Genomic DNA, 16,117 nt, shown 5'->3' on the forward strand with positions numbered 1-16,117 from the left:
CTTAATAAGTCTTGCAAAGACTATCTGGGTTCTGATAAACAGCAACGATCTAAAGGAGTGCTCATGCAGTTCACGCAAAAAATTCTCTCGGTATGTGTGGCAACACTGATGGCGTCGTCTGCCTTCGCTTTAACACCTGCGGAAAAAAATGCAGAAAAAACGCGTATTGAGGCGGAGTACAAAGCTGCCAAGCAGCAATGCAAATCGATGAAGGGCAACGCCAAAGATATATGTGAGAAGCAAGCGAGTGGTCGCGAAAAAGTGGCCAAGGCCGAGTTGAATTTTCGTGCAGACGGTAGCGAGTCCAATCGCCATAAACTTGCCAAAGCGAAGGCCGATGCGGACTACGACGTAGCCAAGCAAAAGTGTGACGATCTCTCGGGCAATGCCAAAGATGTGTGTGTAAAAGATGCCAAGGCTGCGCATGTAAAGGCCTTGGAGGCGGCCAAAGTGGCGGAGGCACGCATGGAGACCAATACCAACGCCGCCAGCAAGAAAGCGGATGTAGCCGATGCGCGCCAGGAAGCGGCGGAAAAAGTGCGTGATGCTGAGTACCAAGCCGCCAAAGAACGTTGCGATGCGATGTCAGGCAATGCAAAAGACGCTTGCGTAGCCGATGCCAAGCGCAAGTTTGCGCAATAAGCACGCGACATCAGTGCAACCTGACCCCAGGGGCCTTCGGGCCCTTTTTTATTGGCTGCGTACTGGGGGGCGGAACCCAAGCTCTCGCGGTTTGTCTTTGTGGGTCATGCGCTCAGAGAGCGAAAGTTAACGCAGGGCTTGGCTGAGACAAATCCGGTGCGCATCTTCCTTCGCGCTGGGATTTGTACGCATAAGACAGACGCATTGCCCTGCTTTCGCCACGCCAGCAAAAGCACATAGGGCGGGCTGAAAGCGCTGCCCTAAGAGGTCACAGCGTCAGGGGTCGCTTGTTTCATGGAGGGCTTGGCCCCTAGCTTGGACATCAAAATGGGGTGTGAGGGACTGCTCAAGTCTTGAATCACGAATGCACCGTCTGAGTGCAGGTACAGACACAGTCCAGAGTGCTCAATGCTCTGCAGGTGACAAGGATCGCCTTCTAGGTTTTGCCAGCCATCTTCCGCACGCAGTTGCATATGCCGAAAGGCTTCAATGTCTTTGTCCGGGGTCGCGGACTCCATATTCACCTTGAGCCAAGTGGAGTGCACCAACTCGAACGCTTCCTCTCGGGAAGCGCAGTCGGGTGCTTTTTCTAGCGCCGCCAAAAAAGCAAAGATTCGGCGTATGCGTTGCTGCGGCATATGGTCTCCCTATATTCTTGTCATAGGTCAATGTAGCTGTTTCGTCACAGCATAGCGTGAAAAAAATTAAAGGTTTTTCACAATCGGCCACAGGTAATTTTAAGATGTGATGGGCGTGCTTTTTTCTGATAAGACGCCCAGCGCTTCAAGCCTTGGCGCCTAGGGGCGGCGATGAGGGTGAACGGAATGCGCGGGGCTTGGTAAGAAACCATTTTTTCGTCGGCCGCGTGGGTGTCAGGCCGCTGTTTACGAGCATGTTTACCCAGCGCCGTCGCCTGCGCGGGCAGGGCACGCAGGCCTGGTCTTCAGGGCTATGGGGCATCGGTGGCAGGCATCAGGCCCAGCCGCTTGGCCAGGCGCTGCAAGTTAGCGCGGTCCATGTGCAAGGCCCGGGCCGCGGCGGCCCAGCGGTAACCGTGGGTTTGGAGGGCTTGCTCAACCAACTGGCGTTCGTACTGTGCCACGGCGCTGCGCAAACTCACACCGTCAGCACAAGCGGTGGGGGCGGTGAAATTTACGTCAAATTGGCCTTTGACGCTTGCTGCATCTGCGTTGGCAGCTATCAATGCGGGAGTTAATGCAAAGTCTTGGGCCGTGACCCCCAAGAACTGCCCAGTGGGGCGCGGGCGCCGCAGGGCGTGCAATACAGCGCGGCGCACGGCATGCTCCAGTTCGCGGACATTGCCGGGCCAGTGGTGGGCCAGCAGTGCGGACTGCGCATCGGCCTCCAGCCGCAGTCCATCCAGCCCGAACTGTGAGCGTGTGCGCTCCAGAAAATAGCCCGCCAGCACCAGCACATCCCCTTCGCGCGCGCGCAGCGGCGGCACCTGCAGGGGGTAGACACTGAGCCGGTGGAAGAAGTCTGCCCGCATGCGCCCGGCATGCACCGCAGCAGCCAGGTCTTGGTTGGTGGCGGCGATGATGCGCACATCCACCGTGCGTTCGCGGTCCAACCCCAGCCGCTGGATCTGTCCGCTTTGCAGCACGCGCAGCAACTTGGCCTGGGTGACCAGGGGCAGCTCTCCCACTTCATCCAGAAACAGCGTGCCTTGGTGCGCCTGCTCGAATTTGCCTTGGCGGTCACCCACGGCGCCGGTGAAGGCTCCGCGCACATGGCCAAACAGTTCGCTTTCCACCAGCGTGTCGGGCAGGGCGGCGCAGTTGATGCTGACAAAAGCCTGGTCGGCGCGGTCAGACTGGGCGTGCAGCGCCTGGGCCACCAGTTCTTTGCCCACGCCGGTTTCACCCGTGATGAGTACGGCCAGATCACTGGCCGCGACGGTGGCAATGTCGCGCTGCAAGGCACGCATGGCGGCGCTGTGCCCCAGCAGGCGTGGCGAGGCCACGGGGATGTGACGGCGAAAGTGTTCGGCGCGCTGGCGTTCGTTGTGCACGCTTTGCTCGAGCTGGCGCAGGTGGGCTGCGGTGGCGACGGTGGCTGAAGCCAGGTTGCAGAAGGCTTGCAGCGTGTTCAGGGGGCCATCCCCCGCAAAACGCCCGGGTTGCAGCGCATCCAGCGTCAGCAGCCCCCAGGGTTGCCCGTCAACCTGCAGCACGCAGCCCATGCAGTCGTGTACCGGCAGTGGTGCGCCGGAATGGTGGGCCACCAAGCCGTCATAGGGGTCGGGCAGGTCGGTGTCGGTGGGGAAACGCAGCGCTTGGCCTGCTGCCAGCAGTGCGGCAAAGCGGGGGTGCTCGGCAACGCGAAAACGCCGGCCCAGGGTGTCTGGGCTCAGGCCATCAATCGCCAGGGGGCGCAACCAGTCATCCCCGTTTTCTCCGCGCTCGCAGCGCAATAGCGCGGCGGCATCGCCGGGGAGCACGGCGCGCAGCGCAGCCAGCAAACGGCGGTAGCGCTCTGTCTCGGGCAACCGACTTGGCAACTCCGCCACCAGAGGCAGCAGGGCGTTCAGCAGGGTGGTGGGTGTTGTCATAGCGACATCATATGTTGTCGATATGACATGAATTGATGCGCGTCAAAAAGACATATTTTTAAATAAGTGATTGATATGTTTCAATAAATTTGTTGGCACAGGCTTTGCAAAGTAGATTGCATGAATGCCGATCCGCACCACGGCCCATGGGGGGCCGCACGCAGACGGCCATGGAGAGATGTTCCACATGCTGACCGACCGCCAACGCGCCATTGTCAAATCCACCGTGCCCCTGCTGGAAACCGGGGGCGAGGCGCTGACCACCCATTTCTACCGCCTGATGCTGTCTGAAAGCACCGAGGTGCAGCCCCTGTTCAACAGCGTGCACCAGCAAACAGGTGCCCAGCCGCGTGCGCTGGCCCGCAGCGTGCTGATGTACGCCAAGCACATTGATGACCTGTCCGGTTTGGGCGATCTGCCTGCGCAGATCATCCACAAGCATGTCTCGCTGCAGGTGCAGCCCGAGCATTACCCCATCGTGGGCGGCTTTTTGCTGCGTGCCATTCGCGAAGTGCTGGGTGCCGAGGTGGCCACCGATGAGGTGATTGATGCCTGGGCCGCCGCCTACGGGCAACTGGCCGACATCCTGATCGGTGCCGAAAAAGCCACGTACGACGCCAATGCCGATGCACCCGGCGGCTGGAAGGGGGCGCGCCGCTTTGTGGTGGCCGCCAAGCAGGCAGAAACGCCCGAGATCACCAGCTTCACGCTGCACCCCGAAGACGGTGGCGCCGTGCTGGCTTACCAGCCCGGGCAGTTCATTGGCCTGCGGGTGGAGGTGGACGGCAAGGAGCAGCGCCGCAACTACTCGCTGTCGCAACTGGCCGATGGCCGCAGCCTGCGCATCAGCGTCAAACGCGAAGCGCAGGGCGTGGTCTCCAACCACTTGCACCAGCAGGTGCACGTGGGGGATGTGCTGGAGGTCTTCCCGCCCGCTGGGCACTTCACCCTGGATGACACTGCCAAACCCCTGGTACTGATGGGTGCGGGCGTGGGCATTACCCCGCTGATGGCCATGCTGCAACAAGGCTTGCAGGCGGGCCGCGCCGTCACCTTCATTCATTGCGCGCGCAGCCCCGAGTTGCAGGCGTTTCGCAGCGATTTGCTGAACCTGGCCGCGCAGCACCCGCAGTTGCAACTGCGCTTTGGCTATGAGCAAGCGGCCGACCAGTTGCCTGCCCGTGGTGCCGAGGTGGCCCAAGGCATGCCCGATGCCGACTTGCTGACCCGCTGGCTGCCCGCCGAGCGCGACGTGCAGGCCTACTACCTGGGCCCGGTGGGCTTTATGCGCTTGGCCAAGCAGGTGCTGCACCGTGCGGGTGTGCCGGATGCGCAGGCGCGCTGCGAGTTTTTCGGCCCTGCCCAGACCTTGGCAGCCTGAAACCCTGCTGATGGTGGTGCCAGCAGCCTGTGGCATGCTGGCGGTGTGGGTGATCTGCACCACTGCGGTGCTTGCACCAAGGCAGCACCCACCACCTGCCCGCACTGCTGCGGGCTGACCCCGCCTTTGGGCGGGGTTTTGTCGTTTGGAATGTCATGCAATTTGGAAATGGATGGAAACCTGTCGTGGCGCCTGCTGCCCGGCTGGATGTGCTGCGCGTAGGTTTGGGTGCGGTATTGGGGCTGGCAATCGCTGCCGTACTGGTGCAATTGGCGCTGTGGCGTGGCGTGCAAGGCGGGTGGGCCTTGTTTGCCCCCTTGGGGGCTACGGCGGTGCTGGTGTTTGCCGTGCACACGGGCCCGCTGTCACAGCCGTGGTCCTGTGTGGTGGGCAATACCGTCTCGGCCCTGTGGGCCTTGCTGGTGGTGGCCTGCTGGCCTTCGCAGGCGCCGGATTGGCTGCTGCCTGCGGTGGCGGTCGGCGGGGCGGTGGCTGGCATGCAGTTCACGCGCGCCCTGCACCCGCCAGGGGGGGCGGTGGCTTTGCTGCTGGTGCTGGAAGCCCAGCACGGCGTACACCACAGCTGGAGCTATGCCTTCTTGCCGATTGGTCTGCTGACGCTGGCGCTGGTGCTGGTGGGGGTGGCCTACCACCGCGCCTGGGGCAAACACTATCCCTTGCAGGCGGCGGCGCCCCAAGCTGCGGGCAAGAAAGAGCTGCACTTGCAGTCCGATGGGCTGTCGAATGCAGATCTGCAAGCCCTGCTTGCACGCTTTGACCAAGACTACAACCTGACACCGCAAGAGCTGGGGCAACTGGTGCGTGCGGCCGAGGAGCAGGCCATCTCCCGGCGCTTGGGGAGCGTCACCTGTGCGCAGGTGATGACGGCTGCGCTGTGGACCTGCAGGCCCACGGACGATGTGGACAAGCTGGCGGCGCAATTTCGGCAACACCCTATCAAAAGCTTGCCAGTGACCGATGCACAGGGGCGCTTGCTGGGTGTGGTGGCACGCAGTGCATTGTTTGACTGGCTGTGGCAGCAGCAACCGCATGCCCGTGACAAGCAATCGCGCAGCATCTGGCGGCTGTGGGGGCGAAAACCTGCGGCGGCAGCGTCTGTACATGCGGCGGCGCTGATGGAAGATGCGCCACTGAGTGTGGAAGACCATACCCCGGTGCTGCACCTGCTGGAGACCTTGTCCCAACACAGCGTGCCTTTTGTTGCGGTGCTGCGCCAGGGCAAGCTGGTGGGCATCCTGACGCGTACGGATGTCATGCGCATTCTGATGGAGCTGGCCTTGTAACGCCCTGGGTTGGCAGTGGGCCCTGCGGTGCAGGTGCTGTGTGGAATGGCTCCCGTGTGCAGCGCTTGCTGCAGGAACCCAATGGCCGGTTATGGGCAAGCCGCGCCGTGTCTGCAAGCCACCCCTGGCACTGGGTACATTCCCCACTGCCGCACCCAGGTCTGAAGGCATGGGTGCATTTTTTTTTGTGCACTTTGCCAGCGGCAGGGTGCTTTGCTTGCGGGGGCAGCTTGGCTGCCCCGTGATTGCCCATGACTTTGTTTGCTTCCCCGCCTGCGGCTGCCGCAGCAGCTTGTGATGTGTCTGCCGCCTGGGCGCTGCAGTGCACGGCCTTTGATGCGCCTGCGTCCGACCAGTTGCGGGTGCAGGCCGATGTACTGGTCTGTGTGAATGCACAGGGCGTGATTGAGGCAGTGCTGCAGCAGGGCGACCCGCGCCGGCAGGTTGCGCAAGCCGCCCATGCGGCTGCCGGTACGCTGCGCAGTCTGCCGGCTGGCAGCTACCTGCTGCCCGGCATGGTGGATTTGCATGTGCATGCCCCCCAGTGGCCGCAAAACGGCAAAGCGCTGGATGTGCCGCTGGAAGTCTGGCTGCAGGACAACACCTTCCCGCTGGAGGCGCGCTACCGCGACCCCGCGTTTGCCAAGTGCGTGTACGACGTGGTCGTGCCTACGCTGCTGGCCAACGGCACCACCACCGTCATGTACTTTGGCACCGTGGACAACGCGGGCAACCAGGTGCTGGCCGAGCGCTGCTTGGCCTATGGCCAGCGCGCGCTGGTGGGCAAGGTGGCCATGGACGAGCCCACGCAGTGCCCACCGTATTACAAAGACGCCAGTGCGGCCCAGGCCGTGGCCGACACCCAAGCCTTTATGGACTGGCTGCGTACCCACCCTGCCAACGCGCAGCAGCGCGTGCTGCCCGTCATCACCCCGCGTTTTATTCCGTCTTGCACCGACGCGCTGTTGCAAGGCCTGGGCGATCTGGCCCAGCGCACCGGTGCCCATGTGCAAACGCATTGCTCCGAAAGCGACTGGGCCCACGGCCATGTGCTGGCGCGCACCGGCACCACCGATGCGCATGCGTTGCACCGCTTTGGTCTCATGACGCGCCGCACCGTGGTGGCCCATGCCAACTTTCTGACGCCCGAGGACGTGGCGCTGATGGCGCGTACCGGTGCTTCGGTGGCGCATTGCCCGCTGTCCAACTTCTACTTCGCCAACAGCGTGTTTCCCGCACGCACCGGCCTGCAGCAGCAACTGGGCATGGGTCTGGCCACCGACATTTCGGGCGGCTACAGCCCCAGCATGTTCGATGCCTGCCGCCATGCAATGACGGCGGCGTTGGCGCTGCACGAAGGCACCGACCCCGACCAGCCCAGCAGCGCGCGCGGTCGCGCCGCCCAAGGCCGCCCTGCCAAGATCGACCATGTGTTTGCACTGTGGCTGGCCACAGCCGCAGGGGGGCAGGCGCTGGATTTGCCGATTGGCCGTATTGAGCCCGGCTACGCCATGGATGCCATCGCCGTGGATTGCCTGGCGCCGGATTCCAACATCTGGCTGTGGGCGGGCGAGGACAGCGACGCCGATGTGCTGCAAAAAATCATGCACAACGCCACCCGCGCCAATGTGGCGCAGGTGTGGGTGCAGGGGCAGCACGTCCACGCACGCACCTGATACGTACCAGCGGGTGGCGCAGCCTTGGTTCGCCGCCTTTTTGGCCTTTTGGGATAGCGCTGTAGGAGCCTAGCCACTGTGCCTATCCCCAATTCCCTCGTTTTCTTTTTGCCCTTTCGCCCTGTCTGCCATGAACGACCCCCACACCGCTTACGAAGGGCATCTGATTGCCCGCCCTGAGGACCGTGTCACCTTCTCCAAAGCCTTGTTGCTGGGCCTGCAACACGTCATGGCCATGGATGTGTACGTAGTGCCCTTCATCATTGCCACTGCGCTGTCGCTGTCACAGGCCGATGCGGCGTCCTTCATCCAGTCCACGTTTTTGGCGGCAGGCATTGGCACCATCATTCAGACCGCGTGGTGCATGCGCATGCCGGTGGCCCAGGGGCCTTCCTACATTCCGCTGGGCGCCATTTTGGCGATTGCGTTTGCCGCAGGCGGCGGTTACGCCGGCTTGGGCACCGTGTTCGGTGCGCTGATTCCCGGTGCGCTGCTGGTCATGCTGCTGGGTATTACCGGCGGGTTCCACCGCATGGTGCGCTGGCTGGTGCCGCCGATTGTGGGCGGCACCATCATCTTGGTGGTGGGCTTGTCGCTGCTGCCGATTGCGCTGACGGCCAATGTGTTCAATGTGCACGGTGGCACCACGCTCAACCAGTCGCTGCTGCTGGCCGCCACATCGGCGGTGCTGCTGATCGTGGCCATGATGCTGGGCCTGCGCTGGAACAACCGCCTGGGGCTGTGGATGCGGGTGTCGTCCGTGGTGATTGCGCTGGTGGGCGGCACTTTGGTGGCCTGGGCCATGGGCCTGTTTTCGTGGAGCAGCATTGCCGCGGCGCCCTGGTTCACGCTGCCCAAGCTGGTGGGGGTGGACTATGCCTTGCACTTTTCGCTGCCCGCCAGCCTGACTTTTGTGGTGATTTACCTGGTGGTGATTGCTGAAACCACCGGCACCTGGTTTGCCGTGTCGGCGGTCATCGACCAGCCCATCACCGACCAGCAACTGGACCGTGGCGCGGTGGGTGAAGGCCTGAGCTGCGGCGTGGCCGCCATGGTGGGCGGCACCCCCGTCACCGGTTACTCCACCAATGCGGGCGTGATCTCCATCACCGGCGTGGCCAGCCGCATGGTGTTTGTCGCAGCCGGTCTGGTGCTGGTGGGGCTGGGCTTTTTGGGCAAATTCTCGGCGGCGATTGCGGCCATTCCTTCGCCGGTGATTGGCGGCATGTTTGCCGTGGTGTGTATCACCATTGCCATGGCGGGCATTCGCATCCTGCGCCATGTGCATCTGGATGAACGCGCCATGCTGGTGGTGGGGGTGCCCATCATCTGCTCGTTTTTTGCCACCTTGGCGCCCAAGGAGTGGGTGGCTTCGCTGCCTGACATGCTGCAGTACCTGCTGGGCTCGGCGGTGACCATCGGCGCCATGGCGGCCATGGTGCTCAACCAGATCCTGCCGCGTGCTGCGAGCGATCGCGCGCCCAAGTCTCAGGTTTAAGCGCTGCGGTGGCATGCGCTGGCGCGCTGAACGCACGTAGCCCCCACCATTGCGGCACCAGCACAGCGCCTGCCAAGGAGCGTGCTGGTGGTGTTGGTGGGGTGGCCGTTCAACGTACCGGCGGGTACTGCCTTTACACAGCGCGGTAGCGATGGGGGCGTGAAGCCGGTAGAGTGGCGCACTCTTTTAGCCTTCCTCGGGTCATGTCTCGCAAACCTTCCGCCCCACCCACCCCTGACAGTTTTGATGCTTTCTTGCAGCCTTCCGATGTAGAGCAGATTTACATCGTGCTGTCGCTGGCCAAGCAATCCCACGGCAATGATCTGGCACGTGGCATGCAGGCCCTGCTGGAGCAGCCCGCCGCATTCGCCCGCCAGGCGGTGGCGCACCAAGACCGCATTGCCAAGCGCCATTACGGCATTGCCACGCTGTTTGGTGTGATTGTGCTGGCCATGGGCTATGTGATGTACCAAGCGTTCACCACGCCGGGCGTGGGCTTGCCGGGGCTGCTGCTGCCTGCGGCCATGGCCTGTTTTGCAGCCTGGCGCATGGAGCGCTCCGTGCACCGGGGGCGCCAGGGCAATCTATTGCTGCTGCGCCTGCTGGATGCGCTGGACGGTCAGCCCTACAGCTATGACGCCGCTGCTTTCACGGCGTTTATGGCGCAGCACCCCGCATTGCACGCGGCACAGCCGCCGCAGCAAATGGCCCTGAAAGATTTGGCACGCTTGAAGTTCGATGAACTGGTGCAGCGCGGGCAGGCGGTGCAGCTTGATCCGCACATGAAAAAATAAATAGCAGCTAACGCTCATCAAAAAAGGACTTCAGAGTGTTTTGTCTCTGAAGTCCTTTTTTATTCAGCGCAGGCAGCTCTTATTTTTTAAGCACTGGCACATCCACAAAATCATCCAGGCGCAGGCCTTTCTCGGCCAGCAGTGCCTCCAGCACGGGCTTGAGCTTGCCCAGACTGGCTTGTACGGTTTCGCGCACCGTATCCACCACCACCTGCGTGCTGCGTTCGATTTCGATGTTGACCGCATCGCCCACGCGCTTGTGGCCAAACACGGTCATGCGCAGGGTTTCAGGAATCAGCCACACCTCAAACCAGCCTTCTTGGCGGCTGACTTCCGCCACCGTCAGGCTGGCGCCATTGATGGCGATATAGCCTTTGGCAAACACATAGGGGCGAAAGGCCTCGGGAATGCCAAAGCGAATCTTGTGGTTGGTGTCGGTGCGTAGCACCTGCAGCACGGGCGCGGTGAAATCCACATGGCCCGACAGCGGGTGGCCGCCAATCTCGGCACCGTCTTTGGCTGCGCGCTCCACGTTCAGCACGTCGCCCACCTGGCAGCGGCCCAGCGTGGTGATGTTCAGGCTTTGCTGCATCACATCAAAGGTGGCGCGCGTGGGCGAGAGTAGCTCGGTCACCGTCAGGCACACGCCATCGTGCGAGACGCTGGCGCCAATGGCCAAGTCCTGGCAAAAGTCTTCCGGGAATTCCATGGTGAAGGTACGCAGACCGTCTTGGTCGTGCAGCGCGGCAATCGTTGCCACGGCTTGGATGATGCCGGTGAACACGGGGTGAAGCCCTCAATCAAACAGTGAAAACAAAGGTCTGGGCGCAGTGTAAGGCGCGCTGTGGCACAGCAAGATGTGTACGGGCAATCAGGCTACAAAGCGCTGGTAGAGCGCCGCAGCCCAGACGCCGCCGCACAGCAGCAGGCACAGCAGCACGGCGCCACTGCCCACGTCTTTGGCCATTTTGGACAGGGCATGCCACTCGGGGCCAATGCGGTCAATCGCCGCTTCAATGCCGGTGTTGAGCAGCTCGGCCACCAGCACCAGCACCACCACGGCAGCCAGCAGCGCGGTTTCTACCCAGGTCTGACCCAGCCAAAAGCTGGCAGGCACCAGCAGCACGGCCAGCAGCGTCTCTTGCCGGAAGGCTGCAGATTCTTGGATTGCGGCGACCAGCCCTTGCACGGAATAGCGCCCGGCGTGCCAGATGCGCGAGAAGCCGCGGCGTTGCTTTTGAATGTTGACAGGTTCGGTGGTGGGGGTGGGCATAGCGCAGTCCAAAGCAAAAAAATCGCCACCCGCTGGTGGTGCTGTGGCGATTGTAGAAACTCTGGGCGGGGTCTGTGTGCCCAGCGCTAGGCGGATTGCGCCTGCAGGGCGGCGCGGCCCAGACGTTGCACGGCCTCGGCCATGTCCTGTGCCTCGGTAGCGGCGAATGATAGGCGTAGCGCGTGTCGCTCTGCAGCATCAGGGTAGAAGGCTTTGCCCGGCACATAGAGCACCCCGTGCTGCACGGCGGCCTCAAACAAGCGCTGCGGTGCAATGTGGGGCGCAATGTCGGCCCAGACAAACATGCCGCCTGCAGGCATGGTGCAGCGCAGGGGCTGATCGGGGATGGCATTCAAGCCCTGCACCAAGGCATGCATGCGCCGCTGGTACTCGGCGCGGGCGCGCTGCACCGTGGGCGCGTAGCGGCCGCTGTGCAAATAGCTGGTGGCCACCATCTGCGCCATGGGCGAGGTGCATAAATCTACGGTTTGCTTGGCCACTGCGCAGCGGCGCAGCAAGGCCTGGTCTGCCAGCATCCAGCCAATGCGCAGTGCCGGGGCCACGGTTTTGGACAGGCTGGAGAGGTAGACCACCGGGTTGCGCTCGACAGGGGCCAGGTGCGCAGCCATGCTGCGCAATGTGGAGGGTGTGCCACTGGCCGTGTCCTGTGCGTGGGCAAAGTGCAGCTCGCCATAAGGGTCGTCTTCCACGATCCAGAAGCCGTATTGCAGGGCCAACTGCACCAAAGCCTGGCGCCGCTGGGCACTGAGCAAACTGCCACGCGGATTGGAGAAGTTGGGCACGGTATAGAGCAGCTTTGGGCGCTGCGCCGCAGGCATCTGCGCCAGCAGTTCGGCCAGTGCATCGGTGTGCAGGCCGTCGGCATCCATGGGCACGCCCACAATGTTTGCTTGTGCCAGGCGCAGGGCTTGCAGGGTAGCGGGGTAGGCGGGCACTTCCACCAAAGCGATGTCGCCGGGCTGCAGCAGCACGCGCACCAGCAGGTCGAAGGCCTGTTGCGAGCCCGTGGTCACCAACACATCCGGTGCGCTGGCTGACATGCCGCGCGCTTGCGCTTGCTGCGCCAAGGCATCGCGCATGGCAGGCAAGCCTTCGGTGGCGCCGTATTGCAAGGCGCTGATGCCTTGGCCCAAAGCGTGGCTGGCAGCCTGTGCCAGGCCTTCGGCATCCAGCAAACTGGCCGAGGGGTAGCCGCCCGCCAGGGACATCATGCCGGGGCGGCTCAGGAGGGGAAACAGCTCCCGAATCGGTGAGCCGGCGGGCTCGGCAAACAGCGGGGCAAAAGCCGCCAGCGGCGTGAGGGTGGGCGTGGTGTTCATGCGGACCAAAAAGAGGGCCCACGGCGGATGGTGCCGTGGGCGTTGAGGGATCAGGCCGTCACACCCTGCCAGGCAGCGCGCACTTGCGCCATGGAGCGCTCCTGGGCTTGCGCGTACAGCGCAATCTCATCGTGCACCTGGGCGCCCAGTGCCGCTTCAAATACTTGCTGCGCGGCATTGGCTTGGTAGTGCTTTTGCTCGTCGCCGCCGAGGTTGGATTGGAAGATGCCTGCGGCGCTGACTGGCAAAAAGTCTTCGTAAGTAATCGGTTCTGCCTGCACCAAGCCCTGGGCAATCAGGGCCTCCCAGTCGGCCGTGCTCTGAGGAAGCTGGGCCGGTGCCGGGGCACCCGCAGGCACGCTGTAGCGGTAAAAAGCCAGACCCTGGCTGCGCAGTTGCGCATGGGTGTCAGGGAATTGCGCAAATGCCTGCTGCAGGCGCGTGCTGTAGTCAGGCGCGGCACTGCCAGCGCTGCCCATGCTGCGCACCTGGGCCAGCAGCTTGTCATACAGCGCACGGCCCTGGTGCGTCAGGGCGACGCCGCGTTGCTCAATTTCGCCAAAACGGGCGGTGTGTGCACCGTTGCTGTCGCCTTGCGCATCGGTAAAGCGGATGGCTTCCTTGAGGGCTTTGAAGCTGGTTTGGCGCAGCAAAATCGGGCAGCGGCGGCGTGGCGGGCCTTCCACCACCTCCTTGGCATCCATGCCGTGGGCAGGCATGCCTGCTTGCGCCGCGTCAATATCGAGCGTGCGTGGCGTCAGGTGGTTGATGTGCGGGCCTTTGAAGCACACCACATCTGCAATCAAGCGGTGGGCTTTTTGCAGCGCATCGTAGGTGGCTGCATCCACGGTGGCATCGCTGTGCCAGCGGAACGTCTCCAGCGCTTCTTGCACAAATGCGTTGGCATCGGCATCGCTGAGGCCGCCTTGTGCTTCCGACTGCGCAATCAGCGCCAGTGCACGCGGGGTGAAGATGTTGCGGCGCGCCAGAATGTCGCTGGCTTGCTGGCGCAAGTCGGGGTCGGCAATCAGCTCCAGGCGCAGCAGCGAGGTAAACACGCGAAACGGGTTGGCGCGCAGTGCGGCATCGCTGACCGGGCGAAAAGCGGTGGAGTGCACAGGGACCCCTGCCACCGAGAGGTCGTAGTAACCCACGGGTTCCATGCCCATGACGGCAAACAAACGGCGCAGCGTGGCCAGCTCTTGCGCCGTGCCTACGCGGATGGCGCCGTGGCGCTCGATATCCAGGCGCTCCAGCTCCCCGGTGCGCACCATCTGGGCATGCAACTCGGCGTCTGCTTGCAGCGTCTGCTGGTTCACCTCGGCCACCAGCGCCACCAGGCTGCCGTATTGCGGCACTTCGGTGCGGTACATCTGGGACATGGCGCGTGAAAAACGGGTGCGAATTTCATCGCTGGAGACGAAAGCGGCGGTGGGGTGATGCGTGGCGCTCATGAGTGGGCAGTAGGAAAGACGATGAAAAAGCAGGGTGCCCAGCGCGCAGTGATCGTATTACTACGCATGGATGCCACCCCAATTCCAAGGCATGGTGGTGCAGGCTTTGACTTTGGTCAAACGATAATCTGGTGCCGATGTCATGCAATCCAGGAATGACCTCGGATTTCTCCATGTTTGCCAGCACCTGGGTGCTGGGGTTTTTATGCAGCTATCCCGACGTTTTTTGCCCCCGATGTCTTTGTTGTGTGCGTTTGAGGCCTCGGCCCGCCACCAGAGCTTTACGGCTGCTGCGGCTGAGCTGCACCTCACGCAAAGCGCGGTCAGCCGCCAAATCCGCGCCCTGGAAGACCGGCTGGGCATAGATTTGTTTGTGCGCGAACGTCAGACAGTGCGCCTGAGCCCCGCCGGGCAGGCCTATGCCCAAGAAATTCGCGGTGCGCTGATGCGCATCTCCAACGCCACCTTGGGCTTGCGCACCAACCCGCAAGGCGGCAGCCTGAATTTGGCCATCTTGCCCACGTTTGGCACACGCTGGCTGGCACCGCGATTGCCGCAGTTTTTCAGCGCACACCCGGGCATCACCATCAATCTCACCACGCGCCTGTCGCAGTTTGACTTTCAGCTCGAAGCCGTCGATGCGGGCATCCACTTTGGCCTGCCACATTGGCCCGGCGCGGAGCTGGCGTTTTTGATGAGTGAAACCGTGGTGCCTGCCTGCAGCCCTGCAATGTGGGCGCAGCACCAGTTTGCCCAGCCGCAGGATTTGTTGCGGGCGCCGCTGCTGCACCTGGCATCACGCCCCGACGCCTGGCACCGCTGGTTTGAGCACCAGGGCCACCCCACCAGCGAGGTGCCCGGCATGCTGTTTGACCAGTTCGCTACGGCAGCGCAGGCCGCTACTGCGGGCGTTGGCGTGGCGTTGCTACCTTCTTTTTTGATAGCGCAGGAATTGGCCAGCGGAGAGCTGGTGCGCGCCCTGCCGCAGTTGCCTGAAATGGAAAGTGCCGAGCGCTATTACCTGGCCTGGCCCACCAGCCGCAGCGCTTATCCGCCCCTGCAGGCATTTCGCACCTGGATTCAAGCCTCGGCCAGCAGCTTCATGGCGCAGCATGTGCAAGGCCCTGCGACGCCCCCAGTAGCCCTGAGCGCGGCGCTGGCTAGATCCTGATGCCCGCCTTTTGGATGATGGCTGCATTGCTGGCGCTTTCTTTGCGCAGCACTTCTTCAAACGTGGCTTGATCCTGGTGCAAGGCGATGTTGTCCGTAGCTTTGAGGATGGCTTGAATGTCATCGGTTTGCACCAACTCCTGCACCAGGGTGTTGATTCGCTGGACGACCTTTGCGGGTGTGCCAGCAGGCGCCATAAAGCCAAATAGCGAGGTCAGGTTGGCTTGGGGCGCGCCGAGTTCGGCCAAGGTTGGAATATCTGGGTGGCTGGGCGCGCGCTGTGGGCCGGTGGTGGCCAGAACGCGCAGCTTGCCTTGCTCAATCAGGCTGTTAATGGTGGAAAAAGGGTTGCCCAGCATCAGCTCAAAATGCCCGCCTACCGCATCGGTCACGATCTGCCCCACGCCCCTGTAAGGCACATGGGTGAACTGCAAACCCGTTTGGGCCTGTAACTGCTCCACCATGATGTGACCAACCGAACCCATGCCCGATGTCGCAATCCGCACACTGCCCGGCTGTGCTTGGGCCTGCTGCAGCAAATCGTTCCAGCGCTTGCCCAAAAAGCTGCTGGTGGCCAGAACATATACGGGTGAATACATCATGGGAGCCACCGCAACCACATCGTTAAATGGCTGGTAGGGCAGCTTCATCAGGTGGGGTGACAACGTGAGCGGGCTGATGGCACTGAGCGCCAGCGTATAGCCATCAGGTGCGGCCTTTGCCACGTCTGCCATGCCCAGCGTGCCGCCAGCACCTCCTTTGTTTTCCACAAAAAAGCTCTGGCCCAGCGCTTGTCCCATCTTTTCCACCAACTTGCGGCCCACGCTGTCCGTGACACCTCCTGCTGCATAAGGAATCACTACGCGCACAGGCTTTTGGGGCCAAGCGCTTTGTGCCCAGACTTGGGGCAGGCCCAGTGCCAGCGCACTGGTACACAGGAAATGTCGACGATGCATCATGTTGCTCTCGGTTCGGCAGCGACCGCGCTGTGGGGGGGGGCTGTGTCCTGCCTG

14 protein-coding genes are annotated in these 16,117 nt (G+C 62.7%); 7 read left to right on the top strand and 7 right to left on the bottom strand.

What is annotated here, in order from left to right:
* Positions 1 to 63 precede the first annotated feature (63 nt).
* Positions 64 to 642: a hypothetical protein gene (locus QEP12_RS00250; protein ID WP_284212992.1), complete on the top strand. Its 579-nt coding sequence runs from the start codon at positions 64 to 66 to the stop codon at positions 640 to 642.
* Between the two features lie 260 nt (positions 643 to 902).
* Here QEP12_RS00250 and QEP12_RS00255 read toward each other — a convergent pair whose 3' ends face one another.
* Together QEP12_RS00255 and norR are read right to left on the bottom strand one after the other, a co-directional pair.
* Positions 903 to 1,280: a hypothetical protein gene (locus QEP12_RS00255; RefSeq protein WP_284212993.1), complete on the bottom strand. Its 378-nt coding sequence runs from the start codon at positions 1,278 to 1,280 to the stop codon at positions 903 to 905.
* A gap of 311 nt (positions 1,281 to 1,591) precedes the next feature.
* On the bottom strand, positions 1,592 to 3,214 hold the full coding sequence (norR, locus tag QEP12_RS00260) for a nitric oxide reductase transcriptional regulator NorR (protein ID WP_174863135.1): 1,623 nt from the start codon (positions 3,212 to 3,214) through the stop codon (positions 1,592 to 1,594).
* Positions 3,215 to 3,401: 187 nt separating this feature from the next.
* Between norR and hmpA the strand changes: the two genes are divergently transcribed.
* The 5 genes from hmpA to QEP12_RS00285 all read left to right on the top strand — a co-directional run bounded on the left by hmpA (position 3,402) and on the right by QEP12_RS00285 (position 9,867).
* Positions 3,402 to 4,595 (top strand): NO-inducible flavohemoprotein, encoded by a 1,194-nt coding sequence (gene hmpA / locus QEP12_RS00265; RefSeq protein ID WP_284213145.1) that lies wholly within the window; start codon positions 3,402 to 3,404, stop codon positions 4,593 to 4,595.
* Positions 4,596 to 4,750: 155 nt separating this feature from the next.
* Positions 4,751 to 5,899, top strand: a complete 1,149-nt coding sequence (locus QEP12_RS00270; RefSeq protein WP_284212994.1) for an HPP family protein — start codon at positions 4,751 to 4,753, stop codon at positions 5,897 to 5,899.
* Between the two features lie 251 nt (positions 5,900 to 6,150).
* A complete protein-coding gene (locus QEP12_RS00275; RefSeq protein WP_284212995.1) occupies positions 6,151 to 7,575 on the top strand; it encodes an amidohydrolase family protein in 1,425 nt (474 codons plus the stop codon).
* 130 nt (positions 7,576 to 7,705) lie between these two features.
* Positions 7,706 to 9,073 carry a uracil-xanthine permease family protein gene (locus tag QEP12_RS00280; protein WP_284212996.1) on the top strand — a complete coding sequence of 456 codons (1,368 nt, stop codon included), beginning with the start codon at positions 7,706 to 7,708 and terminating at the stop codon, positions 9,071 to 9,073.
* Positions 9,074 to 9,276: 203 nt separating this feature from the next.
* A complete protein-coding gene (locus tag QEP12_RS00285; RefSeq protein WP_174863838.1) occupies positions 9,277 to 9,867 on the top strand; it encodes a hypothetical protein in 591 nt (196 codons plus the stop codon).
* A 79-nt stretch (positions 9,868 to 9,946) separates the two neighbouring features.
* Here QEP12_RS00285 and QEP12_RS00290 read toward each other — a convergent pair whose 3' ends face one another.
* From QEP12_RS00290 to hglS, 4 genes are all read right to left on the bottom strand, one after another.
* On the bottom strand, positions 9,947 to 10,651 hold the full coding sequence (locus QEP12_RS00290) for a riboflavin synthase subunit alpha (RefSeq protein ID WP_284212997.1): 705 nt from the start codon (positions 10,649 to 10,651) through the stop codon (positions 9,947 to 9,949).
* An 87-nt stretch (positions 10,652 to 10,738) separates the two neighbouring features.
* Positions 10,739 to 11,140 carry a diacylglycerol kinase gene (locus tag QEP12_RS00295; RefSeq protein ID WP_284212998.1) on the bottom strand — a complete coding sequence of 134 codons (402 nt, stop codon included), beginning with the start codon at positions 11,138 to 11,140 and terminating at the stop codon, positions 10,739 to 10,741.
* An 86-nt stretch (positions 11,141 to 11,226) separates the two neighbouring features.
* Complete coding sequence (locus QEP12_RS00300; protein WP_284212999.1) at positions 11,227 to 12,480, bottom strand: aminotransferase-like domain-containing protein; 1,254 nt, start codon at positions 12,478 to 12,480, stop codon at positions 11,227 to 11,229.
* A 50-nt stretch (positions 12,481 to 12,530) separates the two neighbouring features.
* A complete protein-coding gene (gene hglS, locus QEP12_RS00305; RefSeq protein ID WP_174862536.1) occupies positions 12,531 to 13,934 on the bottom strand; it encodes a 2-oxoadipate dioxygenase/decarboxylase HglS in 1,404 nt (467 codons plus the stop codon).
* A 205-nt stretch (positions 13,935 to 14,139) separates the two neighbouring features.
* Between hglS and QEP12_RS00310 the strand changes: the two genes are divergently transcribed.
* A complete protein-coding gene (locus QEP12_RS00310) occupies positions 14,140 to 15,105 on the top strand; it encodes a LysR family transcriptional regulator (protein WP_284213000.1) in 966 nt (321 codons plus the stop codon).
* On the opposite strand, the gene QEP12_RS00315 is transcribed toward QEP12_RS00310, so the two are convergent.
* Positions 15,095 to 16,060 (bottom strand): Bug family tripartite tricarboxylate transporter substrate binding protein, encoded by a 966-nt coding sequence (locus tag QEP12_RS00315; RefSeq protein WP_284213001.1) that lies wholly within the window; start codon positions 16,058 to 16,060, stop codon positions 15,095 to 15,097. The genes QEP12_RS00310 and QEP12_RS00315 overlap by 11 nt on opposite strands.
* Positions 16,061 to 16,117: the final 57 nt, after the last annotated feature.

It is taken from the genome of Comamonas jiangduensis, from assembly GCF_030162955.1.
GTDB classification, from domain to species: Bacteria; Pseudomonadota; Gammaproteobacteria; order Burkholderiales; family Burkholderiaceae_C; genus Comamonas; species Comamonas jiangduensis.